A 23,445-nucleotide genomic window follows, 5' to 3' on the forward strand; every position below is an offset into this window, starting at 1 on the left:
TAGTTGTGTACAATATGTGACCAAAGGAGGATTCAACATGGAAATGAACGTCAAAACGAATTCCTCTCCTACGGCGCCAAAGCCAAGTAAGCAAACAGGCTGGCGCATCTGGTGGAGTTTACTACGTCCCCATACATTAACAGCCGCTTTCGTACCTGTTTTCATCGGAACAGCATATTCGATGCAGGTCGGAGGTATAAATCAAATACATCTTCCTCTTTTCCTTATGATGCTTCTTGCTTGTCTTCTCATTCAAGCAGCAACAAACATGTTTAATGAATACTTTGATTATAAAAGAGGACTTGATCACGAAGGTTCAGTTGGTATCGGCGGCGCTATCGTTCGCGATGGCATTCAGCCAAAAACAGTGCTTAACTTAGCATTTGGATTTTTCGGCATCGCAATACTATTAGGTGTTTATATTTGTATGAATTCTAGTTGGTGGCTTGCTGCAATCGGTCTTGTTTGTATGGCCGTTGCTTACCTTTATACAGGTGGCCCACTTCCAATTGCATATACACCATTTGGAGAGTTGACAGCCGGATTATTTATGGGTGTCATTATTATTGGGATTTCATTCTTTATTCAAACTGGCACTGTAACATCAGAAGTCATTTTACTATCTATTCCAAGCTCCATTTTAATTGGTGCCATTTTACTAGCTAATAATATTCGTGACTTGGATGGCGATAAAGAAAACGGTCGTAAAACGTTAGCAATTCTCGTTGGACGTGAAAGAGCTGTTGGTGTACTTGCTTCGATGTTCATCGTTTCCTACATTTGGACAATTGCTTTAATTATCGTGGGCATCGTATCACCATGGATGCTTATCGTATTTTTAAGTGCGACGAAAGCATTTAAAGCGACGAAAGGCTTTATCGGCAAAAGCATTCCAATGGAAATGGTACCTGCGATGATTGCAACAGCAAAAACAAATACAATCTTCGGTTTCCTAATGGGAATCGGATTATTACTTGGATACTTTCTATAAAAGGAGCTGCTTATGCGGCTCCTTTTTCATATCTGAAATTCATCTCATAATTCCTACTCTCAACGCTCATACTATGTAAAGAAACTGAATTGTAGGAAGGTGGACGACTATGTTAACTCCACAACAAGTAGGTCAATTTAAATCCATTTTAGAAAAACAAAAACAAGAACTGGAACAAACGATACAAACTCATGAAAATACAGATCGTGCTTCTGAACGCGATTCAGTAGGAGAACTGTCTAGCTATGACAACCATCCAGGTGATATGGCTACAGAGCTATATGAACGTGAAAAAGACTTCGGGCTTATTGAACTTTGGCATAAACAGCTTGAGGAGACGAAACATGCCCTACAAAAAATAGAAGCGGGTACGTACGGCATTTGTGAAGTGTCTGGCGAAGAAATTCCATTTGAAAGATTGGAAGCAATGCCGACTGCTACAACATGCATACAGCACGCGACAAATAAGTTAAATATGAATACACGGCCAGTTGAAGAAGAAGTGTTGTCTCCTTCTTTCCACAAGCATGATGAGGACCATTCTGTTGAGTACGATGCGGAAGATGCTTGGCAAGATGTCGCAAATTACGGAACATCTGAAACGCCGTCTGATTTAGAAAGACAAGATTCAAAAAACTATAATGGCATGTATGTAAATAGTGAAGAAAACGTAGGCTACGTGGAGGATTTTGAAAACTTTATCGGTACGGATATGTACGGGAAAAACCCACAAGTTTTCGCTACAGAAGAGCATGAAGAATATGAACAAATGCTTGATGATTTTGAAGAACGTACCTTCAAAGGTGAATTATCTTCAAATGAATCTAGTTCCAAAGAATAAAAAAAAGCATTCCGAAAATCGGAATGCTTTTTATCGCTAGCTAATTAGTTTTTTGTAACGTTAGCTGCTTGTGGTCCGCGGTTTCCTTCAACGATTTCGAAAGAAACTTCTTGACCTTCTTCTAAAGTTTTGAAGCCGTCGCCTTGGATAGCTGAGAAATGTACGAATACGTCTTCTCCGCCTTCAACTTCGATGAAGCCAAAACCTTTTTCGCCGTTAAACCATTTAACTTTACCTGTTTGCATGTCATGTACCTCCTAAATAAAAATGAAACTATGAATCCACATGAAAAGGTGGATATAAAGGACATGAATGTATAACAAGCTTACAGCCTTTAATACAACGTGCTTTATTTCCGTACCACATTATGTAGCTCAATAGTGCTTTCACTATATCATGCTATATCGAAAACGTCAAATGAGAACACTTTCATTCCATCATTTTTTATAATCCTAGTATAACCTTAAATTTTCATTCTATTTTTATTCAAAAATTAACAAAAATACAGTACTCTAATTCTTTTAACTTCTGTACAATATAATTACTACATATTTATGAGGTGAAAAAATGCAAGCACATGAAATCGAGTATAAGCTATATGGCGATGATATGCAGTTTGTTGAAATTGAATTAGATCCAAAAGAAAGCGTTATCGCAGAAGCTGGCGCAATGATGATGATGGAAGATTACATTGAAATGGAAACAATCTTTGGTGACGGTTCTGGCCCATCTAACGGTTTATTCGGCAAATTAATGGGCGCTGGTAAACGTCTCGTTACAGGCGAAAGTATGTTTATGACTGTATTTACAAATACAGGTCACGGCAAACGCCACGTCTCATTTGCTGCTCCTTATCCTGGTAAAATTATTCCTGTAGATTTAACAGAATATCAAGGAAAAGTAGTTTGTCAAAAAGATGCCTTTCTTTGTGCCGCAAAAGGTGTTTCTATCGGAATTGAATTTACGAAAAAAATAGGAACTGGTTTCTTCGGTGGTGAAGGGTTTATCATGCAGAAACTTGAAGGTGACGGCCTTGCTTTCATGCACGCAGGTGGAACTGTATATAAACGTGAATTAAAACCTGGTGAGAAACTTCGCATTGATACAGGTTGTCTCGTTGCCATGACAAAAGATATTAACTATGATATCGAATTCGTTGGTAAAGTAAAAACAGCTCTATTTGGCGGCGAGGGTTTATTCTTCGCAACATTAGAAGGTCCTGGAACAGTTTGGATTCAGTCCTTAACACTTAGCCGATTAGCAGCACGCCTTACAAGCCCAGCAGCGCAAAGTACTGGCGAAGGTAGTGTATTAGGTGGCCTTGGTCGTTTATTGGATGGGAAAGAGTAAAAAGGGCCCTTATGCAGGCTTGTCCATCGACTAATATAATACTAAAATTAAACACCCTTGCTTGCAGTAATGCAGTGAAAGGGTGTTTTAATTTACGTCTACAAACGAGAAAAAGCAGATTAAATAAAGTAATAAGGTTTACTTCAGTAAAATAAGGTATATTATATTTGTTGAATAGATTCTCTTTCAAGACAAGAAAAGTAGGTGAACAAAGTGGGAAAATATCAATTGGATTCCAAAAGTCAGGTAGCTGTGGCAAAGTTTCATGAAAAACAGAAGCCTGCCAAATTTGATAAAAAGCAGCAACTTGAACAATTACGTGCGGAGTATTTGAAAAAAAAGCAAAAACAAACAGATAAATAATATGTTTCGTTTCCCGAAATTTTCGGTATATAGTGCGAACAAACACAAGTAAATAGGTAATCATCGTTCAAATATATACAGACTATTTTTTCAAACCTCTTACAAGCCCAGCATTATAAAGTACTGGTGAAAGTAGTATATTAGGTGGCCTTGTTCACCTTTTAGATGGAAAAGAGTAAAAAATGCCTCCAATGCAAAAAAACATCGGAGGCATTTCTCTAAAGTTTATGACTATGGCACTTTATTTTTACTGCGGAGGGCTATACATACCATTTCGAATCATATAATACTCCATCGCTTCATTAAGCCATGTCTCTTCTTCTTCCGTGTAAGGAGATGGCATCATATTATTATATTGTTCTTCTACATTCTCTAATTTACCTAAAGAATACATTGTCTCTTCACCAACATACTTAAGAGTCGCCTTCATATGTTCATCAACCAATTTTTGCACTTCTGAATCCTCAATTTGTCTTCCGAATAATCTTTTCACTTCTTTTGCTAAACGCACAAACTCTTTATCAAGTGCTATGCCCTCTTCTTCCGACTTATTATATAATCCATCAGCCAATTCTTTTGATACATATCCTTCAAGCCATAAACGTTGTTCGTTTTCTTTTTGAATGCTGTTAATTAGACTCATTAATATGTCACTATCCAACTCTTCATCTTCCTCAAGACATACCATTGTTCGTTCAAGCGCCTTTATCGAAACTTCAATGTGTCTTCTCTTTTCTTCAAAGGCTTTTCTTTGTTGTTCCAACGTTTCTTTTAAATTTACATTCAAACTTGGCATTTTCAGCATAACGCGTATTTCTTCTAAACTATATCCTAATACTTTAAGACTCACTATTTTCTGTAGTTCTAATATATCTTTTCCTTTGTACACACGGTGACCAGAGCTAACATTCTTTCCAGGTTTAAGTAGTCCAATTTCATCGTAATATTGTAGTGTCCGTATTGATGTGCCTGTCCTCTTTGCAAACTCACCAATTGAACAGCCTTCCCTTTTGCTCATCTTACACTCCTCCTAACAATATGTTTACAAAAATCATACTCCCTCACGTAACTGTAGGTTCAAGTCTTTTTTCCAAAAGCATGAATCAAGTTCCTCACCGCATATATTAAACTATACCTTTTCTTAAGGAGGGCTTCCTTAATGCGTACTCCTTTATCCTTTGATAAAGACACTGCCATACTGTTAGCTTCTTGTTGTGAGTTAACGTATGAACAATATAAACAAAATGGTATTTTCGAAATACCAGATGGTTTTCAATATGTACAAGGGTTTCAAGGAAAAGCCATTCAAACAACAGAATGGTTCGGGTTTATATTAGAATCTGAGGATACAATTATCGTTGCCTTCAGGGGCACTCAAACAGACCCAGATTGGATTATTGACTCTCTCGTCAATCAAAAACCTTATCCTTATGCTTTAAATAGCGGAAATGTCCATAACGGCTTTCTCTCTATTTATGAGTCTTGTCGTGATTCTATTATGGATATGCTCGTATCATTGCCAGCACATAAAAAACTACTAGCTACTGGGCATAGTCTAGGTGGTGCGCTTGCCACATTACACATATTAGATGCACGTATAAATACCGCCTTCGCACAGTATGGACTTTATACATTCGCTTCTCCAAAAGTAGGAGATATCGCTTTTCGAAATTATTATAAACTACAAGTAGCTAGTAGCTTTCGTTTCGTCAACTTGTTCGATGTCGTTCCACTTCTCCCTCCCCGAAACATAAATTTTAATGATCATGATTGGGAGTATGCACACGTCCATCACAATATGACATTTACAAAAAATACAAAATCCATTACAAATAATCATTCCATTACAACATACAAAACATGTCTGACTTCTCATTTTTAACCAGTAAACAATTGGAAATAAAATATTCGTATACTATAATACTCTATGAAGTTATTTTTGGATGAGGGGACCTTACATGTTAAAATTTATCTTCACACTTTTTCTTATTGTAATTTTTACGGTCACAGGTTTCTTTACATTTTCATACTTTGCGACAGGAGAGTATGATGGGGCAGGTATCATATATACCACTGTTCCATTTCTTTCTTAAGCAAAATAAATAAAACGAGCTTAATTTTATTAAGCCCGTTTTATTTATTAATATCCATTTTTATTGGTAAATCGATAATATATCTCCCAATATAGCAACTTCTTTAAAACTGTTTAACTGCATTACCAATACCCCAAATTTCATTGCTGTACTGCAAAATCGTTCGATCACTCGCAAAATGACCAGACTGTGCAATATTTAAAATCGACATTTCTAGCCACTTTGTTCGGTTCTCATAAGCTCTACCGACAGCTTCTTGTTTTTCAGCATATGGGCCAAAATCTCGCAGAACGAAATATTCATCATTTTGAATAACGAGAGAATCATAAATCGCTTCAAATTCTGCTCCCGATTGTGCAAAGAAGCCATTTGTTAATTGATCAACTACTTTCTTAATGTGCCTATTGTGGTGATAATAATCACTTGCACGATATCCACCATTTTGATAGTAATGAAGAACCTCTTCCGCTGTTAAGCCGAAAATGAAACAGTTATCATCACCGACCCGGTCTTTTATTTCAATGTTAGCTCCGTCTAGCGTTCCGAGTGTAATCGCACCGTTCATCATAAATTTCATATTACCTGTTCCCGATGCTTCTTTACTCGCCGTTGAAATTTGTTCACTTACATCCGCTGCCGGGAATATATCTTCCGCTAAAGAAACTCGATAGTTTTCTAGAAAGATAACTTTCATATATTGACTGACATACGGGTCATTATTTACTTTTCTTGCGAGTTCATTTATTAATTTAATAATTTTTTTCGCGTAATAATATCCAGGTGATGCTTTCGCTCCAAAAATAAAAGTACGCGGATAAAATGTAAAACTAGCATCCTCTTTCAAACGGTTATACAAATATAAAATATGAAGAACATTTAATAATTGTCGTTTGTAAGCATGTAATCTTTTCACTTGCACATCAAAAATAGAATTTGGATCAATCGTAATCCCCATTGTATTATGAATGCGCTCCGCTAAAATCTCTTTACGTTCTTGTTTTACTTCTGCAAATTTCTCTTGGAAACTCGCATCATATTGAACTGTTTGCAACGATTGAAGCTTAATCGGTTCTTTCTTCCACTCTGTTCCAATCGCCTCTGAAATGAGATTTGTTAACTGTGGATTTGCTTTCATAAGCCAGCGCCTATGAGCAATTCCATTCGTCTTATTATTAAACTTATCTGGATAAAATTCATAAAACAATCGCATTTCCCGCTGCTTTAATATTTCCGTATGAATTTTTGCTACACCGTTTACGCTATGGCTACCGACAATTGCTAAATGAGCCATTTTCACAAGATCATGCGCAATAATTGCCATGTCTTCGATGCGATGCCATTCATAAGGATAACGTTCCCAAAGTTCATGACAGAAACGTTCATTAATCTCTTCAATAATCATATAAATTCTCGGTAATAATGGTTTAAAAATGTGAATTGGCCACTTTTCGAGCGCTTCTGATAACGTCGTATGATTCGTATAAGAAATCGTCTGCGTCGTTATGTGCCAAGCTTCTTCCCATGTTAACTTTTCTTCGTCTAGTAAAATACGCATCAGTTCAGGAATTGCTAAAACCGGATGTGTATCGTTAATGTGAATCGCAATTTTTTCATGTAGTTGACGAAGGTGACCATATCTTTCTCTATGCATTCGAACGATATTTTGTAAACTTGCTGATACGAGGAAATACTGTTGTTTTAAACGAAGTATTTTCCCCTCATCATGCGTATCATCTGGATATAAAAACTCCGATACAGCCTCTGTTTCGCGCTTATATTTCAAAATATCTTTGCAGTTTTGCGGGAACGGAACTGGTTCAGCATTCCAAAGTCTAAGTGTATTTACAGTACTCGTCTCATAGCCTACTACCGGCACATCATATGGCACTGCCATAATGACTTCTGCATTTGTATGCCTAAACTCTAAACGCCCGTCAATTTCTAGCGGTTCAACACTGCCGAAATAACTTACTTCCACAGCTTGATCATGCCTTCTTACTTCCCATACATTTTCATGAAGAAGCCACTGTTCTGGAAATTCAACTTGATAACCATCAACAATTTTCTGATCAAACAAACCATGTTTATAACGAATTCCACAGCCGTGTCCTGGCAAGTTTAAAGATGCAAGTGAATCGAGAAAACAGGCTGCTAAGCGTCCAAGCCCACCATTACCAAGGCCTGCATCTGCTTCCACTTCTTCTAACTCTTGCAACGAAATCCCTAGTTCAGATAACCCCTGCTCGCATACATCTCTAATACCTAAATTCAAGATGTTACTTCCAAGCAAACGTCCAAGCAAAAACTCAATAGACAAGTAATACATTTGCTTTTGCTCTCCGGATCGATAGCTCTCATTCGTTGCAATCCATTGACTATTCATATACTCACGTACCATATGGCCGAGCGTATTATATTGATCACGAGTTGTAGAATCTTTGAAACTTTTCCCATACATCGTCTCTAACTTTTCTAGAAAAGTTGATTTAAAACTTTCAACATGAGTAAACATTTTTTCACCACCTACATGTTATTCCATGAGACTTTTATACAATTCCTTATAAGCAAGAGCCGATTGCTCCCAGCTATAATCTTCAGTCATCGCTTGTTTTACAAGCTGCTCCCACACTGGTTTATCGTGATAAAATTCAATTGCACGGTGAACCGTATGCAGCATGTCATGTGCATTAAAGTTCGTGAAACTGAAACCATTTCCTTCGCCTGTTTCTTCATCATAAGAATGTACTGTATCGTTTAATCCACCTGTTTCTCTTACAATTGGAATCGTACCGTACGCTAATGCGATAAGTTGTCCAAGTCCACACGGTTCAAACAGCGATGGCATTAAAAACAAATCGCTTCCCGCATACACTTGGTGCGCTAATTCTTCATTAAATCCGATATAAACTTTTACCTTCTCCGGATACTCATATGCCATCCACTCAAAGAATTGCTCATATTCCGAATCACCTGAACCTAAAATAATACATTGTACATCTTCTTCCATTATTTCGCGGAATACAGTGCGTACTAAATCAAGACCTTTTTGCTTCGTTAATCTCGTTACCATTGAAATAATTGGTGTATCCTCTTTTTCTGGCAAACCAAAGTAACGCTGCAAAGCGCGTTTATTTTCACTCTTTTCATATAATGACTCTGCATCATACTGAGCCTTAATATACGAATCCGTTTCTGGATTATATACGCTCGTATCAATACCATTTACAATGCCGCTAAGCTTATCATTATATTTTCGCAGTAATCCATCTAACTTCTCACCGAAAAATTCATATTGAATTTCTTCTTTATACGTCGGGCTCACCGCTGTAATTTGATCCGAAGCGATAATACCACCTTTCATAAAGTTTATGTTTCCATAAAACTCTAGCTGCTCACTATGAAAATATTCATCACCAAGCTCTAACAAGTCGTACATCACTTCAGGAGGAAATACTCCTTGGAACTGCAAGTTGTGAATCGTATATACCGTTTTAATACGCTCATATAACGGGTTATCTTGATACTTTTCACGAAGTAAGAAATTAACCATAGCCGTATGCCAATCGTGGCTATGAAGAACATCCACTTCAAAGTCAAGGTGCGGAATACACTCTAACACTGCTTTTGAGAAATAAGAAAAACGCTCCCCGTCATCATAATGACCATACAGAGAATCTCTCTTAAAATAATATTCATTATCTATTAAGTAATACGTAATTCCGTCTTGCTCACCTTTTAAAATTCCACAATATTGATTCCTCCACCCGAGCGGGACGTTAATTACTTTATGTAACGTACATCCATCTCTTAACTTTTGTGGAATGAGGCTATAATTCGGAAGTATAATACGAACGTCCACTCCTAATTTTTTCAGCTCTTTTGGGAGCGCACCCGCTACATCAGCTAATCCTCCCGATTTCACAAACGGTACACATTCTGATACTGCAAATAAAATATTCACTTGTTGTCCCACTGCGCGAAAAGTTTTTATTACTCCTCTTGCAGCTTCCTCCCTTCGAGTTTTCATTTAAATTAAAACTTTAATCAGTGGAGGAAAAAGCCCCCACTGATTCTTTAGGAATAACTATTAATCGTACTGTTTTGTACGCTTCCTTTTTCTACAACATACGGCTCATCGATGTTTCCTTTTAATACGACACTGTCGCCAATTTTCACGTCTTTATCAATAATAACACCGTCTATTATACAGTTATCTCCAATTTGGCTCTTTTGCATAATAATACTGTTACGAATAATTGATCCTTTTCCAATTTTAACTGAACGGGAAATAACACTGTTTTCTACCTCCCCCTCAATAATACTGCCATTTGCAATCATTGTATTTTTCACGACTGCACCCTTTAGATAACGAGTTGGTGGCTCATCTTTTACTTTCGTAAAGATCGGCGCTTCTTTCTTAAATAATTGCTTCCAAATAGCAGGTTGCAAAATTTCTAGGCTATGCTTATAGTAACTTTCGATCGAGTCAATAATTGCTACATATCCAGTATGCTCATATGTAGCAATATGTAATGATTTCCCGCGTTTTTCTCTCACTACATCAAATAAACTGTATTGCTCCACATCTTTATATGACTCAAATAAGTCTAACAATAATTGTTTCTTTAACACGTATGTTTGAAGCGAAACCCCTTCATGGCAAACTTCTGTAATATCAGCTGCCGTATGTATATGTCGCTCTAACACCGCTTGAAAATTTAATGCTGTTACGAGATGGCTATTCGTAATAACAACGTACTCTTCTCTGCTTCTTAGAAAATAATCAATATGTCTTCTAAAGTGTGCAAAAGACCCAAATTCATCTTGGTCACATTGGCAGTTTGGCGGGAATAAAAATAGTCCGTCTCGTTTTCTATCTAAATCCCACTGTTTTCCTGAACCAACATGGTCCATTAACGAACGATTTTTATGGCTTGTAAAAACTGCTACACTATGAATACTAGAATTCACCATATTTGAAAGCATGAAATCAATGAGTCGATAACGGCCCCCAAACGGTAACGCCGCTAGTGAACGATGCCCTGTTACTTTCTTTAAGGAAGGAAAACTTCCCGTTGCATTAATAATTCCTAACATTTTTTCTCCCATTCATTTCATCCCCCTTTTCTATTTCCCTTCAGCAATTAATACTACATCGTCAACATTCTTTTCTGGACGAATGATTGTTCCATCTTCAATAACCATTTCTGATCCAACAATCGCTCTTTCAATCACAACATTTTTACCAATCTTAACCCCTGGCATAACGACAGAATCAATCACCATACTTCCTTCTTCCACCGTCACTCCTTGGAATAACACAGAATGCTTCACGTCCCCTTCAATGACGCACCCTTCGTTAATAAGCGATTCTTCTACTTTCGCCTTTTCAGCAATATATTGAGGCGGTTCGTTTGGATTGACAGAGTAAATACGCCAATTACGATCGTTTAAATTCAGTGATGTTTCATCGCGAAGCAAATCCATATTCGCTTCCCATAAGCTCTTCACCGTTCCAACATCTTTCCAATATCCTTCAAACGGATACGCCATTAACTTCTTCCCTTCATCTAATAAAAGCGGAAGGACGTCTTTTCCAAAATCATTACTAGATTCAGGATTTCTTGCATCCATCTCTAAATACTCTTTCAAAATTGACCAATTAAAAATATAGATTCCCATCGATGCAAGATTACTTCTTGGAAATTGTGGTTTCTCCTCAAACTCAACAATCTCCATCTCTTCATTTGTATTCATAATGCCAAAGCGACTCGCTTCATCCCAAGGTACTTCAATAACAGAAATGGATACGTCCGATTCTTTCTCAATATGGTAATCTAGCATCTTACTGTAATCCATTTTATAAATATGGTCACCTGATAAAATAAGAACATACTCCGGTTCATACTGACTTAAATAGTTTAAATTTTGATAAATGGCACTTGCCGTACCTGTATACCACTTAACCCCTGAAGACTCCGCATAAGGAGGTAATACTGTGACCCCACCGTTTACTCGGTCTAAATCCCACGCATTTCCGATTCCGATATAATTATGAAGTTCAAGTGGTTGATATTGTGTTAAAATCCCAACCGTTTCAATACCAGAATTCGCACAGTTACTTAGCGTAAAATCAATAATGCGATATTTACCACCAAATGGAACAGCTGGCTTGGCTAAATTTTTTGTTAATGCACTTAAACGACTACCTTTTCCCCCTGCTAGTAACATTGCTACGCACTTTTGTTTTTGAGCCATCTTGTTTTTTGCTCCCCTTTCTCGTCTTCACTGGTCGTAATATGGATACGCCGAATGGTGGAATTGTAATCTCTACATGTGCCGCTTGATTATGGTACGGTTCTAGAATTGTCTTAAGACGTTTCTTATTCACTTGCCCCGAACCGCCATATTGCTGTGCATCACTGTTTAAAATCTCGTTATAATACTCGAAATCTGGTACACCTACTTTATAGTTTTCATATGTAGCTTTCGTAAAATTACATACGACAACTAACGCATCTTCTTGTTTATCCCCTTGGCGGATAAAAGAGAAAATACTTTGCTCATTATTATTAGCATCAATCCACTGAAAACCTTCAGGTGAATGGTCAAGCTGCCAAAGTGGTTTTGAGCGCTTATACAATGCTATGAGCTCATTAAAGTAATCATGCATATAATGATGCATTTCAAAATCATGTAAATTCCAATCTAAATCTTCAAGGTCTTTCCACTCATCAAACTGTCCGAATTCTCCTCCCATGAAAAGTAACTTCTTTCCTGGGTGAGTAAAGAAATATCCATATAATAAACGAAGTTGAGCAAACTTATCCCAGTAATCACCTGGCATTTTATTTAATAACGACTTTTTCCCATGAACGACTTCATCATGAGAAAGCGGTAATATGAAGTTTTCAGAGTACGCATATAGTAAAGAAAACGTCATTTTCTCATGAATGTGTTTCCTATATTCAGGCGCACACTCCATATATTTCAGCACGTCATTCATCCAGCCCATGTTCCATTTGTAATTGAATCCAAGCCCACCTTCATACGTTGGAGTTGTTACAAGTGGCCAAGCTGTTGAATCTTCTGCCGTCATAAGAAAATTTTCATCCTCTGCAAACACTGCTTCATTTAACTCTCTTAAAAATGAAACAGCATGCTCATTACTTTGCTCTTGTCCTTCTTTATTCCAGTACAACATATTCGCAACTGCATCTACTCTGAAACCATCAATATGGAAATATCTCATCCAAAATAACGCATTTGAAATTAAGAAATTACGTACCTCTCTCTTCCCTAAATCAAAATTGACAGTTCCCCATACTGGATTTTCTTGTACATCTTTATCTTTATATTCATAGGTCGGTGTGCCATCAAACAAATATAAACCGTGAGCATCTTTACAAAAATGCCCCGGCACCCAATCTAAAATGACACCGATTCCATATTTATGACATTCGTCGACAAAATGCATTAAATCATGCGGCGTACCAAATCTACTCGTCGCTGCATAATATCCCGTTCCTTGGTATCCCCAAGAACGATCATATGGATGCTCAACAAGCGGCATAATTTCAATATGTGTAAATTGATGTTCCACCACATACGGGATGAGCTCTTCAACCATTTCCCTGTAAGAGTACAGCGTTCCATCTTCTTTCTTTTTCCAAGAACCAAAATGTAATTCATAAACTGTCATCGCTTCTTTATAAATCGATTTTTTCTTTTTCTTACGATTCCAGTTTTTATCATTCCATTCATATCCTTTTATATCAAAAACTACAGATGCCGTATTCGGTCTTACTTCTGCATATACAGCATACGGATCTGCCTTTAAAATGACGTCACCAGCCAACGTTTCAATCGCATATTTATATATTTCTCCTTCTTCAATATGCGGTATAAATAAGGACCAAATGCCTTCTTCTGTCACTTGTAGCATCTTATGTTGCTCATAATCCCACTCATTAAAATCTCCAACAACACTCATTGCTTTCGCATGAGGAGCCCACACTGTGAACCGTACCCCTTGAATCTCACCTTCCGTCACAACATGTGCACCAAAGATGTTATAACTTTCATAGTACTTTTCTGTATGAAACTCATCTCGTTTCACTTCTTCACAATTTATTACACTCAATATGCTCACCTCACTTAGATGACAGAATTTTTTATACTTTAACTATTTCTGCGAAAAACTGCAATATCCTTGTTAATTTATAAAAAACATTCGTTTTTTTCTTAAAAATGTTAGTTTTTCTTCACATTTCCGTGTAAAATATCGAATTTTGACGAATATTCATTGTAAACGCTTCATTCTACTTCTATATTTCCTCCTATTATTTTTTTCTCAACCTTTATTTTATTAGGTTTATTCTATCTTTCACGCTATTTTCCACTTAAAATAACCATAAAATAATCTGTCATAAAAAAATGTTTCTCAACATTTTTCGTCATATTTTTATTGAAACGCGAAATTCATAAGCATATACTTGTTCTCAATAAAGAACCGTTATCTTTCGTAACTATAATTCATAGCGGACTACTATGTTTACTTATTTATCCTTGTTGCGAACGATTGCTATAAAAATTTAACTAGGGGGCTTTCTTATGTCTTTAAAACGAAAAGTAGGAATGGGAGTTGTCACCGCTTCACTTGGTTTATCCCTTACATTCGGAGGTGTATTCGCCTATTTCAGTGATTCAGAAACATCGAGTAACTCATTTCAAGCTGGAACACTAGATCTTTCTATTAATCCAAGTGTAATCGTTAATGTGAAAGATTTAAAACCAGGTGATTTTATTGAAAGGAACTTCAAGCTTGAAAATAAAGGTACATTGGATATTGCAAAAGTAGCACTTGAAACATCATATGAAGTTACAGATGCAAAGCAAAATAATGACGGTGAAGATTTAGGTGATCACATTATCGTCAAGTTTCTAGTGAATGATGGACAGCCATCTAATTCAAACGATGATCATGAGATTTTGTGGGAAACAAAACTATCAAAATTAAAAACTATGAAACCTGAAGATGTCGCTACGTCTCTAGAACGTCATAACTTAATAGATGGTATTAAATCTGGTGAAACAGATTACTTACATGTCCTCTTCTCATTTGAAGATAACGACCAAGATCAAAATAAATTTCAAGGTGATTCCCTGCAGCTAAACTGGACATTCCATGCTGAGCAAACAGCAGGTGTGGAGAAATAATTTTTAAAAATATATATTACCGGAGGCCTATAAATGAAAAAGAAAAACCGTTTTGTTACTGGAATTGTAACGGCTGGCGTTCTGTTTTCAACTGCCATTCCGTTCAATGTACTTGCTGAAAGTCCTATTAACCAAATTGAATCTTCAAATGCTCATTCTATATTATCGAAGCTTTCTAAAGAACAACGCCTGGCATTACAAACGGTAGATGCCAACCCTGGTTTTACAATTTCACCAGATATTAATACGAGTAGTTCTGAGCCTGTAAATATCATTGTAGAATTTCAAACTGCTCCAGTAAAGATTAATGAATTAAAACAAAAAGAAAAAGGATTACAAGCTGCTCCAGAAAATATAAAAGCACGTATTGATCAAGAACATGAAGAATTCGAAAAAGGACTAAAACGTCTTTATCAATTCAGCCCATCAGTAAAATCAGGAAACTTCCAATCTGTACAAATTAAACGTTCTTATAAGCATGCGCTAAATGGTGTTGCGATGACATTACCAGCAAATACAGTTGAAGAGTTGTTACGAATTGGTGTTGTAAAACGCATTTGGAAAGATTACGAAGTGAAATTAAATTTACCAAAACAAGCTGAGCAAAAAGCACCTCAAAAACTAACAGATAGCATCCCGCAAATTGGAGTAGATAAGTTACATAGTGAGGGCATTACTGGAAAAGGAATTAAAGTTGGCGTATTAGATACAGGTATTGATTACAATCATCCTGACTTAAAAGACGTATATAAAGGCTATCGCGCAAAACCTGGCGAGGACTCTAGCAAAGTAGATCCAAATTCAGTAAAGGGTTGGGACTTTATTAATAATGATGCAGATCCAATGGAAACTACTTATTCAGAATGGCAACAATCTGGTGCTCCTGAATTTGATAACCGTGGTTCTGCCTTCTACACAGCCCACGGCACTCACGTAGCAGGTATCGTTTCTGCTCAAAAGAAGAACCAATCTGATTCAGCAGTAAAAGGTGTTGCACCTGACATTGAACTGTATAACTATCGTGTACTCGGTCCATACGGAAGTGGAGATAGTTCAGGTATTATCGCTGCAATTGATAAATCTATTTCTGACGGTATGAACGTTATTAACTTATCGTTAGGTGATGATAGCAACAATCCTCTTGATCCAACATCTATCGCTGTTAATAACGCGATGCTTTCAGGCGTTGTTACAGTCGTTGCTGCTGGTAACTCTGGACCCAATCCATCAACACTCGGATCACCAGGTGCTTCGCCATTTGCTATTACGGTTGGAGCCAGTGATAGCTCTATTTCCTTACCGAAACTATCAGGTCATGCTGGACAATTACAATTCCCTAACCTAATTTTGTTCGGCAAAAACTTCACTGATAAAATAGAAGATTTTAAGGGACAAACTTTACCTATTGAATCTGTAGGAATCGGTACGCCTGACGAGTTTAGTAAAAAAGATGTGAAAGGAAAAATCGCTCTCGTTGCACGTGGTACAACCTCATTTGATGAAAAAATTGCTAACGCAAAACAAGCAGGTGCAAAAGCCGTTATTATTTATAACAACGTGGATGGAGAAATTCCTTTCTACGTTGGTGAAAGCACAAAATACATTCCAGCATTCCGCCTAACGAAAGAAGACGGTGAAAAACTAAAAGCTCAAATTGAACAAGGTAGCACATCCTTAACTTTCGATGAAATTAATTACATTCAAACAGAAGGCGATCATCTTGCAGACTTTAGCTCACGCGGTCCTGTTACAGCAAATGATGATATTAAGCCTGATATTACAGCGCCTGGTGTCGCTGTCCTTTCAACAGTTCCTGAATATATTAACGACCCGCAAGAGGGTGAAAACTACGCTGTTTCCTATGAGCGTATGCAAGGAACATCTATGGCTTCCCCCCATATTGCTGGCATTGCTGCTCTAATTTTACAAGAACACCCAGACTACTCTCCGTTCGATGTAAAAGCGTCTCTTATGAACACAGCTGATGATTTAAAAGAAAAATATTCGGTGTATGAAGTTGGAGCTGGGCGAGTAGATGCTTACAACGCCGTTCGTACAGAAACAAGCTTTAAAGTATTAGATACGACACAAACTGTTGTAAATGATGAAGTAATTGAAGTGCCCGAAGAAACTGGATCTATTGCATTCGGTAAGTTTTATCAAAAAGACGGTGAAGCTCTTGAACAAAAACGAAATATAAAAGTAACTAATCATAATAAACAAGAGAAAAAAGAATTTAAAACAGAAATTTCTTATACACCAGCTTCGTCTACTATTAACGATGCTGTCGCAAACGGTGTAAAAATCTCTGCTCCAGAAACAATTACTCTTGATGCTGGCAAAGCAGGTGAAATTGAAGCAAAAATTAATCTTCCACCCGGTGTAAAACAAGGCCGATATGAAGGATATATTCATATTACGAACACGAAAAATAAAGAAGAAACATATCAAATCCCATTCTCTATTCGTGTATCAGAGCCTGGTATTGAAAATGCAATACTATCAAGAAAAGCAATTTCAACTGATACATCTAAATTTAATCCATACGGTGAATCGTATGTTCACGGGGCATTCCAATTAAACAGCGAACTTGAAACGTTAGATCTTATCGTAAAAGATTCCAAAACAGATAAAGCTCTGGGCTTCATTGGGACATTAAACACAAGTGGACTAAAAACTGATGTGTATTACTACTTAGACTCATTCTTTAATGGAAAAGTGTATCCTTTTACAAATGATCCTGCAAAACCAATTGGTGATGAGAAAATCAACTTACCAGAAGGAGACTACACAATTGAGTTTGTCGGTTATGATAAGGCTGGGAAAGCACGTGTAAAAGGTGATTATGTTGTAATTGATAATACACCACCAGAAGTGAAACTAACTGGATTAAAACCTGGTATTTACGAGTTAAATGAAGAAGATTATACAGTAGAAGATGGCAAAAAAGCACTATGGATTAAAGGAAATGTATACGATTCAAACGTTGACTACTTAAAAGGAAAAGGATTAAACATTACGCAAGAAGCGAATGGCGTTATGTACTATGACTATTCTCCATACTTGCATAAGTTTTTACCGATTAATGCAAATGGCGACTTTAAAGTTGGCATTACACCTGACTCCTTCAGAACGGAAGGTCCAATGAACACAGGCGTATATATTTTCGATTATGCAACTGCAGGAGCTGACTATCCAAGCGGTGTAAATAACTACTGGTTTATCCCGCAAGGTGCTCAATATGCGAAAGCTAGTTACGATAAAAAAGAATTATATAAAAATGACGAGTTCACAGTAACACTAAATGCAAAACACGTAAAACAATTTGTTGCTGGGCAATTTAATGTAAACTTCCTAGAGAAGAACTTCAAATTTGCAAATGCAAAATTTAATCCTGCTTTTGAAAAGCTACTTTCCGAAAAAGGAGTAACCGCAAAAGTAAATGAACCGAAACTAGAGGCAGGTTCGGTTACAGTTGGCGGCACTATCGATGACAAAAACTTTGCTGGATTAGATGGTGATTTCCCGTTCATTGATGTAACTTTCAAAGTAGAAAATGATGAATTTTATGAAGCAAACGCTCAATTAGAGTCACTAATTTTTGTTTACTGGAAACAAGGTGAATCAGAACCAAATAGAATGCGTGTACTTCAAGATCAAACATTCTCAGTTATGTCCTTAAATTCACTAGTAGAAGGAAATATTAAACCTGGTGCATTCTTAAATGAACGTGGATATTTAGATGAAAAGTTTGATTATGCAAAGCTTGGCGTAAAAGTATACGCAACTGATTCTTACCGTCATAAGTTTGAAGGTTCACTAGATAAATATGGGTACTTCAAACTAAATGGACTTCCAGTTAATAAACGCGACTATAACCTATATGTAGAAGTGCCAGGACATTTAACAAGCCGCCTAACAACGAAACTTGGTACTGAAAAAGACGGTAAGCTGCTTGGCCAATATTATTATGCAAGACCTGACGAAAACCTTGCCGGCGATGTAAATGCTGATAAAGTAATCGATATTAAAGATGCTGAAATTATCGCTAGCAACTATGGTAAAAAAGGACTAACTGTAAAAGACGGAGACCTTAATAAAGATGGGATTGTCGACGAAAAAGATATTCGCTTCGTTGAAAAGAACTTCTTGAAAAAAGGGCCAGATGCATCTAAATCACAAACACCTGTAGAAAAATCAAAAAGCGGTACACTGACAGATATTTTAAAGAAATTGGGATTAACGCCTAAAAAATGATAAAGTGAAACTTTAATCAGCCCTCACCAATCGGGCTTTTACGGGCAGTTGATCACCAAACTAACTTCTTTGCTTTCGCTGCATTTTGAGGTGGGGATCTTACTGCCCGTTAATGCGGGATAATAAAGAGCACTCTACGTAAAGTAGAGTGCTCTTTTCTATAAACGACCCTTATCCAGCAAAAGGGGTATATTGGGGATATACAAGGGAAACCGGAAAAGGAATTTATATTAAATTATATAAGTTCAGAGGTAAGAAGCAGTTTCCCACCTCTGAATTATTTAGCAATTATTATAGTACTGGTGCCATTGTTTCTTTTAATACTTTTACAGAATGAGCGAATTTCGCTTTTTCATCTTCATTTAGCTCAAGTTCTACGATTTCACGTACACCTTCGCGGTTAATTACAGCTGGAACACCTACATAAGCATCTTTCTCTCCGTATTGACCTTCAAGGTATGCAGATACAGTTAATACGCTGTTCTCGTTGTTTAAGATTGCTTTAGTTACACGAAGTAGTGACATACCGATTCCGTAGTAAGTTGCACCTTTACGCTCGATAATATGGTAAGCTGCATCACGTACGTTTTCGAAGATTTTATCTAAGTCTTCTTGATTGTACTGTTCGTTGTTAGCTAAGATTGTTTCTAGTTTTTGTACACCGATAGTAGCGTGGCTCCATACTGGAAGTTCAGTGTCACCGTGTTCACCAACGATGTAAGCATGAACGTTACGTGGATCTACATCTAAGTAGTCACCTAACATGTAACGGAAACGAGCAGAGTCTAAAGTAGTACCAGAACCGATTACGCGCTCTTTTGGTAAACCAGATTCTTTCCAAGTTACGTAAGTTAAAATGTCAACTGGGTTAGTTGCGATTAAGAAGATTCCATCGAATCCACTATCCATAATACCGCGAACGATTTGTTTAAAGATCTTTGTATTTTTCTCAACTAAGTCTAAACGAGTTTCACCTGGCTTTTGTGGTAATCCAGCAGTGATAACTACTAAATCTGCATCTTTACAATCTGCATAGCTACCGCTCCAAACTTTTGTTGGTGATGGAGAGAATGGTACCGCATGGCTTAAGTCCATTGCTTCCCCTTCTGCTTTTGCTTCATTAACATCTACTAATACGAACTCTTCAGCTACACCTTGGTTGATCATTGAGTAAGCGTAACTACAACCTACAGCTCCTGTTCCTACTAATACTACACGATTGATACCTTTTTTCATGGTAATTTCCCCTCTCTATTGTTCACATCTATTTTTTATGATTGTTTAAGTAATTAATTAAAATACTAATTTAATGTTGTTTAACTTCTTTACACTCATATTGTAGCACGTATCATTGTGAAAAAGTTCACAAATTATGACCTATTTGTGAACTTTTTCACATAAAGTGTAAAGTTATTAGATCAGGTGTGGAATCCATTTCAATGGAGGCGTTTTCTTTAGATTGTGAAAGGGATTTTCTTATGTTTTTGTCGGTAAGTGAAATTATATCGACGATTTTTAGAATATATCGACCGTAACTCAAATTATATCAGCGATTTTTGCAATATATCGACTTACCGACAAAACTCGACAATAATGACAACCTAAAAAAGCTGTCTTCTATATATTATTTATTTTCCACAGTAGCTCCCGGATGTATTTTCATCGGTTTCTCCAAGTGTAGGAGGCTACAGTCATACTTCCTTCATATCCATACAGGTCCAAATAAATAACATGATTGTATTTACGGCTCTCTATGTACCTAACTGCAACAGCGAACACTTCATATTTCTTCTATTGCATAAAAAAAGCAGACTATCCAAAGTCTACTTTTATACAACAAAAAAGAGATAGCAGTTTATGCTATCTCTTTTAGTATGACCCGTACGGGATTCGAACCCGTGTTACCGCCGTGAAAGGGCGGTGTCTTAACCACTTGACCAACGGGCCAATTACTGGCAGAGAAGAAGGGATTCGAACCCTCGCACCGCGTTCGCGATCTACTCCCTTAGCAGGGGAGCCCCTTGAGCCACTTGGGTACTTCTCTATAATATGGCTCCGCAGGTAGGACTCGAACCTACGACCGATCGGTTAACAGCCGATAGCTCTACCACTGAGCTACTGCGGAACAATTATGGTGGGCCTAAATGGACTCGAACCATCGACCTCACGCTTATCAGGCGTGCGCTCTAACCAGCTGAGCTATAGGCCCATAATTGAAAAGCGGGTGAAGAGAATCGAACTCTCGACCAGAGCTTGGAAGGCTCTTGTTTTACCACTAAACTACACCCGCATTAAATTGAAAATGGTGAGCCATGAAGGATTCGAACCTTCGACCCTCTGATTAAAAGTCAGATGCTCTACCAACTGAGCTAATGGCTCATTTTGAAAGTGGTGCCGGCTAGAGGACTTGAACCCCCAACCTACTGATTACAAGTCAGTTGCTCTACCAATTGAGCTAAGCCGGCTTGCGACTTCAAAATGGTGGCTCGGGACGGAATCGAACCGCCGACACGAGGATTTTCAGTCCTCTGCTCTACCGACTGAGCTACCGAGCCTTATTAAAATGGCGGTCCCGACCGGGGTCGAACCGGCGATCTCCTGCGTGACAGGCAGGCATGTTAACCACTACACCACGGGACCATTTGGTTGCGGGGACAGGATTTGAACCTGCGACCTTCGGGTTATGAGCCCGACGAGCTACCGTACTGCTCCACCCCGCGATGATATAATATGTAATTTAAGAAAAAATGGAGGAGGTAGAGGGATTCGAACCCCCGCGCGACTCTCGCCGCCTGTCGGTTTTCAAGACCGATCCCTTCAGCCGAACTTGGGTATACCTCCGAGATATAAACCTTTAGTGGTGGACCTTGTAGGACTCGAACCTACGACCGGACGGTTATGAGCCGTCTGCTCTAACCAGCTGAGCTAAAGGTCCTTTATGGTAGCGGCGGAGGGGATCGAACCCCCGACCTCACGGGTATGAACCGTACGCTCTAGCCAGCTGAGCTACACCGCCATAAATGATATTAAAATAAGTGGAGCCTAGCGGGATCGAACCGCTGACCTCCTGCGTGCAAGGCAGGCGCTCTCCCAGCTGAGCTAAGGCCCCATGTTTTTGGGAATATCGGGAAGACAGGATTTGAACCTGCGACCCCCTGGTCCCAAACCAGGTGCTCTACCAAGCTGAGCCACTTCCCGTTAATAAAAGCGCGCCCGAGAGGAGTCGAACCCCTAACCTCTTGATCCGTAGTCAAACGCTCTATCCAATTGAGCTACGGGCGCATATGGTGCCGAGGGCGGGGGTCGAACCCGCACGGTGGTCACCCACCGCAGGATTTTAAGTCCTGTGCGTCTGCCTGTTCCGCCACCCCGGCATGTCATATTGAAAATTGGAGCGGAAGACGGGATTCGAACCCGCGACCCCAACCTTGGCAAGGTTGTATTCTACCACTGAACTACTTCCGCAAGACATGTTTGAGATATTTTATTAAAAGTGCGGGTGAAGGGAGTCGAACCCCCACGCCAAAGGCGCTAGATCCTAAGTCTAGTGCGTCTGCCAATTCCGCCACACCCGCATATTAATATTTTAAGAAAAAATGGGGCGACTGATGGGAATCGAACCCACGAATGCCGGAGCCACAATCCGGTGCGTTAACCACTTCGCCACAACCGCCATGATTTTCTGGTGCCGACTAGAGGACTTGAACCCCCAACCTACTGATTACAAGTCAGTTGCTCTACCAATTGAGCTAAGTCGGCTAAATGGTGGAGGATGACGGGATCGAACCGCCGACCCCCTGCTTGTAAGGCAGGTGCTCTCCCAGCTGAGCTAATCCTCCATTTGCCTGGCAACGTCCTACTCTCACAGGGACAAGGTCCCAACTACCATCGGCGCTAGAGAGCTTAACTTCCGTGTTCGGTATGGGAACGGGTGTGACCTCTCTGCCATCATTACCAGACTTTATTCATTTAAGACAAGAATTATTGTAACTCATTTAACTTCTAAAGTCAACAAGTTTTTTATATTCTTTCAAAACTAGATAACATTGCTTCATATTATATGGTTAAGTCCTCGATCTATTAGTATTCGTCAGCTCCACATGTCACCATGCTTCCACCTCGAACCTATCAACCTGATCATCTTTCAGGGATCTTACTAGCTTACGCTATGGGAAATCTCATCTTGAGGGGGGCTTCATGCTTAGATGCTTTCAGCACTTATCCCTTCCGCACATAGCTACCCAGCTATGCCCTTGGCAGAACAACTGGTACACCAGCGGTGCGTCCATCCCGGTCCTCTCGTACTAAGGACAGCTCCTCTCAAATTTCCT

At 38.4% G+C, this 23,445-nt stretch carries 16 protein-coding genes, 22 tRNA genes and 2 rRNA genes (1 of these 40 running past the window's edge); 8 read left to right on the forward strand and 32 right to left on the reverse strand.

The features are described 5' to 3' along the window. The first annotated feature begins 37 nt into the window (after positions 1-37). On the forward strand, positions 38-991 hold the full coding sequence (locus MHH27_RS25230; protein WP_071731783.1) for a 1,4-dihydroxy-2-naphthoate polyprenyltransferase: 954 nt from the start codon (positions 38-40) through the stop codon (positions 989-991). A gap of 109 nt (positions 992-1,100) precedes the next feature. Continuing rightward, a complete protein-coding gene (locus MHH27_RS25235; protein ID WP_000957398.1) occupies positions 1,101-1,832 on the forward strand; it encodes a yteA family sporulation protein in 732 nt (243 codons plus the stop codon). A gap of 44 nt (positions 1,833-1,876) precedes the next feature. On the opposite strand, the gene cspD is transcribed toward MHH27_RS25235, so the two are convergent. Next, positions 1,877-2,077 (reverse strand): cold-shock protein CspD, encoded by a 201-nt coding sequence (cspD, locus tag MHH27_RS25240; RefSeq protein WP_001193052.1) that lies wholly within the window; start codon positions 2,075-2,077, stop codon positions 1,877-1,879. Between the two features lie 322 nt (positions 2,078-2,399). On the opposite strand from cspD, the gene MHH27_RS25245 reads away from it, so the two are divergent. After that, positions 2,400-3,182 carry a TIGR00266 family protein gene (locus MHH27_RS25245; protein ID WP_001147841.1) on the forward strand — a complete coding sequence of 261 codons (783 nt, stop codon included), beginning with the start codon at positions 2,400-2,402 and terminating at the stop codon, positions 3,180-3,182. A 228-nt stretch (positions 3,183-3,410) separates the two neighbouring features. Then, positions 3,411-3,545 carry a hypothetical protein gene (locus MHH27_RS25250; protein ID WP_340944910.1) on the forward strand — a complete coding sequence of 45 codons (135 nt, stop codon included), beginning with the start codon at positions 3,411-3,413 and terminating at the stop codon, positions 3,543-3,545. A gap of 247 nt (positions 3,546-3,792) precedes the next feature. On the opposite strand, the gene MHH27_RS25255 is transcribed toward MHH27_RS25250, so the two are convergent. Continuing rightward, positions 3,793-4,563, reverse strand: a complete 771-nt coding sequence (locus tag MHH27_RS25255; protein WP_098566988.1) for a MerR family transcriptional regulator — start codon at positions 4,561-4,563, stop codon at positions 3,793-3,795. 141 nt (positions 4,564-4,704) lie between these two features. Between MHH27_RS25255 and MHH27_RS25260 the strand changes: the two genes are divergently transcribed. Together MHH27_RS25260 and MHH27_RS25265 are read left to right on the forward strand one after the other, a co-directional pair. Further along, entirely contained in the window at positions 4,705-5,427 is a 723-nt protein-coding gene (locus MHH27_RS25260; RefSeq protein ID WP_001260112.1) for a lipase family protein, read from the forward strand. 76 nt (positions 5,428-5,503) lie between these two features. Then, complete coding sequence (locus MHH27_RS25265; RefSeq protein ID WP_016079902.1) at positions 5,504-5,638, forward strand: hypothetical protein; 135 nt, start codon at positions 5,504-5,506, stop codon at positions 5,636-5,638. A 103-nt stretch (positions 5,639-5,741) separates the two neighbouring features. On the opposite strand, the gene glgP is transcribed toward MHH27_RS25265, so the two are convergent. The 5 genes from glgP to glgB all read right to left on the reverse strand — a co-directional run bounded on the left by glgP (position 5,742) and on the right by glgB (position 13,781). Then, a complete protein-coding gene (glgP, locus tag MHH27_RS25270) occupies positions 5,742-8,150 on the reverse strand; it encodes a glycogen phosphorylase (RefSeq protein ID WP_098250689.1) in 2,409 nt (802 codons plus the stop codon). Positions 8,151-8,168: 18 nt separating this feature from the next. After that, complete coding sequence (gene glgA / locus MHH27_RS25275; RefSeq protein WP_029948456.1) at positions 8,169-9,599, reverse strand: glycogen synthase GlgA; 1,431 nt, start codon at positions 9,597-9,599, stop codon at positions 8,169-8,171. Between the two features lie 113 nt (positions 9,600-9,712). Continuing rightward, positions 9,713-10,747, reverse strand: a complete 1,035-nt coding sequence (glgD, locus tag MHH27_RS25280; RefSeq protein ID WP_098250688.1) for a glucose-1-phosphate adenylyltransferase subunit GlgD — start codon at positions 10,745-10,747, stop codon at positions 9,713-9,715. A gap of 18 nt (positions 10,748-10,765) precedes the next feature. After that, complete coding sequence (gene glgC / locus MHH27_RS25285; protein WP_098236096.1) at positions 10,766-11,896, reverse strand: glucose-1-phosphate adenylyltransferase; 1,131 nt, start codon at positions 11,894-11,896, stop codon at positions 10,766-10,768. Continuing rightward, positions 11,844-13,781 carry a 1,4-alpha-glucan branching protein GlgB gene (gene glgB, locus MHH27_RS25290; protein ID WP_340944505.1) on the reverse strand — a complete coding sequence of 646 codons (1,938 nt, stop codon included), beginning with the start codon at positions 13,779-13,781 and terminating at the stop codon, positions 11,844-11,846. The genes glgC and glgB overlap by 53 nt, the downstream gene beginning before the upstream one ends. A 470-nt stretch (positions 13,782-14,251) precedes the next feature. Between glgB and MHH27_RS25295 the strand changes: the two genes are divergently transcribed. Further along, the gene (locus MHH27_RS25295; RefSeq protein ID WP_098236093.1) at positions 14,252-14,857 is read left to right on the forward strand and encodes a CalY family protein; all 606 of its coding nucleotides are present in this window, start codon (positions 14,252-14,254) and stop codon (positions 14,855-14,857) included. A gap of 33 nt (positions 14,858-14,890) precedes the next feature. Beyond that, entirely contained in the window at positions 14,891-19,114 is a 4,224-nt protein-coding gene (locus tag MHH27_RS25300; protein ID WP_098250686.1) for a S8 family serine peptidase, read from the forward strand. 291 nt (positions 19,115-19,405) lie between these two features. Here MHH27_RS25300 and MHH27_RS25305 read toward each other — a convergent pair whose 3' ends face one another. The 25 genes from MHH27_RS25305 to MHH27_RS25425 all read right to left on the reverse strand — a co-directional run. Further along, positions 19,406-20,350, reverse strand: a complete 945-nt coding sequence (locus MHH27_RS25305; RefSeq protein WP_000715346.1) for an L-lactate dehydrogenase — start codon at positions 20,348-20,350, stop codon at positions 19,406-19,408. Positions 20,351-20,989: 639 nt separating this feature from the next. Next, positions 20,990-21,061: transfer RNA gene (locus tag MHH27_RS25310), tRNA-Glu, on the reverse strand. A 6-nt stretch (positions 21,062-21,067) separates the two neighbouring features. Then, positions 21,068-21,158 (reverse strand) — tRNA-Ser (locus tag MHH27_RS25315). 6 nt (positions 21,159-21,164) lie between these two features. After that, positions 21,165-21,239: transfer RNA gene (locus MHH27_RS25320), tRNA-Asn, on the reverse strand. Between the two features lie 7 nt (positions 21,240-21,246). Beyond that, positions 21,247-21,323, reverse strand: a tRNA-Ile gene (locus tag MHH27_RS25325). 10 nt (positions 21,324-21,333) lie between these two features. Then, positions 21,334-21,404, reverse strand: a tRNA-Gly gene (locus MHH27_RS25330). Between the two features lie 13 nt (positions 21,405-21,417). Next, positions 21,418-21,493, reverse strand: a tRNA-Lys gene (locus MHH27_RS25335). 10 nt (positions 21,494-21,503) lie between these two features. Further along, positions 21,504-21,579: transfer RNA gene (locus tag MHH27_RS25340), tRNA-Thr, on the reverse strand. Between the two features lie 14 nt (positions 21,580-21,593). Continuing rightward, positions 21,594-21,669: transfer RNA gene (locus tag MHH27_RS25345), tRNA-Phe, on the reverse strand. 9 nt (positions 21,670-21,678) lie between these two features. Continuing rightward, a tRNA-Asp gene (locus MHH27_RS25350) sits at positions 21,679-21,754 on the reverse strand. A 3-nt stretch (positions 21,755-21,757) separates the two neighbouring features. Continuing rightward, positions 21,758-21,834 (reverse strand) — tRNA-Met (locus tag MHH27_RS25355). A 28-nt stretch (positions 21,835-21,862) separates the two neighbouring features. Then, positions 21,863-21,955: transfer RNA gene (locus tag MHH27_RS25360), tRNA-Ser, on the reverse strand. Between the two features lie 17 nt (positions 21,956-21,972). Then, positions 21,973-22,049, reverse strand: a tRNA-Ile gene (locus MHH27_RS25365). 4 nt (positions 22,050-22,053) lie between these two features. Further along, positions 22,054-22,130, reverse strand: a tRNA-Met gene (locus tag MHH27_RS25370). 20 nt (positions 22,131-22,150) lie between these two features. After that, positions 22,151-22,223 (reverse strand) — tRNA-Ala (locus MHH27_RS25375). 15 nt (positions 22,224-22,238) lie between these two features. Then, positions 22,239-22,312 (reverse strand) — tRNA-Pro (locus tag MHH27_RS25380). Between the two features lie 10 nt (positions 22,313-22,322). Then, positions 22,323-22,396: transfer RNA gene (locus MHH27_RS25385), tRNA-Arg, on the reverse strand. Between the two features lie 3 nt (positions 22,397-22,399). Beyond that, a tRNA-Leu gene (locus MHH27_RS25390) sits at positions 22,400-22,488 on the reverse strand. Positions 22,489-22,504: 16 nt separating this feature from the next. Next, positions 22,505-22,579: transfer RNA gene (locus MHH27_RS25395), tRNA-Gly, on the reverse strand. A 29-nt stretch (positions 22,580-22,608) separates the two neighbouring features. Further along, positions 22,609-22,689: transfer RNA gene (locus MHH27_RS25400), tRNA-Leu, on the reverse strand. Positions 22,690-22,711: 22 nt separating this feature from the next. Continuing rightward, positions 22,712-22,787: transfer RNA gene (locus MHH27_RS25405), tRNA-His, on the reverse strand. A 10-nt stretch (positions 22,788-22,797) separates the two neighbouring features. After that, positions 22,798-22,873 (reverse strand) — tRNA-Thr (locus MHH27_RS25410). Positions 22,874-22,877: 4 nt separating this feature from the next. Continuing rightward, positions 22,878-22,953, reverse strand: a tRNA-Val gene (locus MHH27_RS25415). A gap of 4 nt (positions 22,954-22,957) precedes the next feature. Continuing rightward, positions 22,958-23,073 (reverse strand): 5S ribosomal RNA (gene rrf, locus MHH27_RS25420). 101 nt (positions 23,074-23,174) lie between these two features. Then, positions 23,175-23,445, reverse strand: a 23S ribosomal RNA gene (locus tag MHH27_RS25425); it runs 2,651 nt beyond the window's last position.

This window comes from Bacillus sp. FSL L8-0152 (assembly GCF_038006365.1).
Lineage (GTDB): Bacteria > Bacillota > Bacilli > Bacillales > Bacillaceae_G > Bacillus_A > Bacillus_A cereus.

Bases quoted from the DNA above. Each gene is read 5' to 3' on its own strand.
- MHH27_RS25300 (WP_098250686.1), top strand. From the start codon at position 14,891: ATGAAAAAGAAAAACCGTTTTGTTACTGGAATTGTAACGGCTGGCGTT.
- cspD (WP_001193052.1), bottom strand. From the start codon at position 2,077: ATGCAAACAGGTAAAGTTAAATGGTTTAACGGCGAAAAAGGTTTTGGC.
- MHH27_RS25305 (WP_000715346.1), bottom strand. From the start codon at position 20,350: ATGAAAAAAGGTATCAATCGTGTAGTATTAGTAGGAACAGGAGCTGTA.
- MHH27_RS25230 (WP_071731783.1), top strand. From the start codon at position 38: ATGGAAATGAACGTCAAAACGAATTCCTCTCCTACGGCGCCAAAGCCA.
- MHH27_RS25255 (WP_098566988.1), bottom strand. From the start codon at position 4,563: ATGAGCAAAAGGGAAGGCTGTTCAATTGGTGAGTTTGCAAAGAGGACA.
- MHH27_RS25260 (WP_001260112.1), top strand. From the start codon at position 4,705: ATGCGTACTCCTTTATCCTTTGATAAAGACACTGCCATACTGTTAGCT.
- MHH27_RS25295 (WP_098236093.1), top strand. From the start codon at position 14,252: ATGTCTTTAAAACGAAAAGTAGGAATGGGAGTTGTCACCGCTTCACTT.
- glgD (WP_098250688.1), bottom strand. From the start codon at position 10,747: ATGGGAGAAAAAATGTTAGGAATTATTAATGCAACGGGAAGTTTTCCT.
- glgP (WP_098250689.1), bottom strand. From the start codon at position 8,150: ATGTTTACTCATGTTGAAAGTTTTAAATCAACTTTTCTAGAAAAGTTA.
- glgC (WP_098236096.1), bottom strand. From the start codon at position 11,896: ATGGCTCAAAAACAAAAGTGCGTAGCAATGTTACTAGCAGGGGGAAAA.
- MHH27_RS25235 (WP_000957398.1), top strand. From the start codon at position 1,101: ATGTTAACTCCACAACAAGTAGGTCAATTTAAATCCATTTTAGAAAAA.
- MHH27_RS25245 (WP_001147841.1), top strand. From the start codon at position 2,400: ATGCAAGCACATGAAATCGAGTATAAGCTATATGGCGATGATATGCAG.
- MHH27_RS25265 (WP_016079902.1), top strand. From the start codon at position 5,504: ATGTTAAAATTTATCTTCACACTTTTTCTTATTGTAATTTTTACGGTC.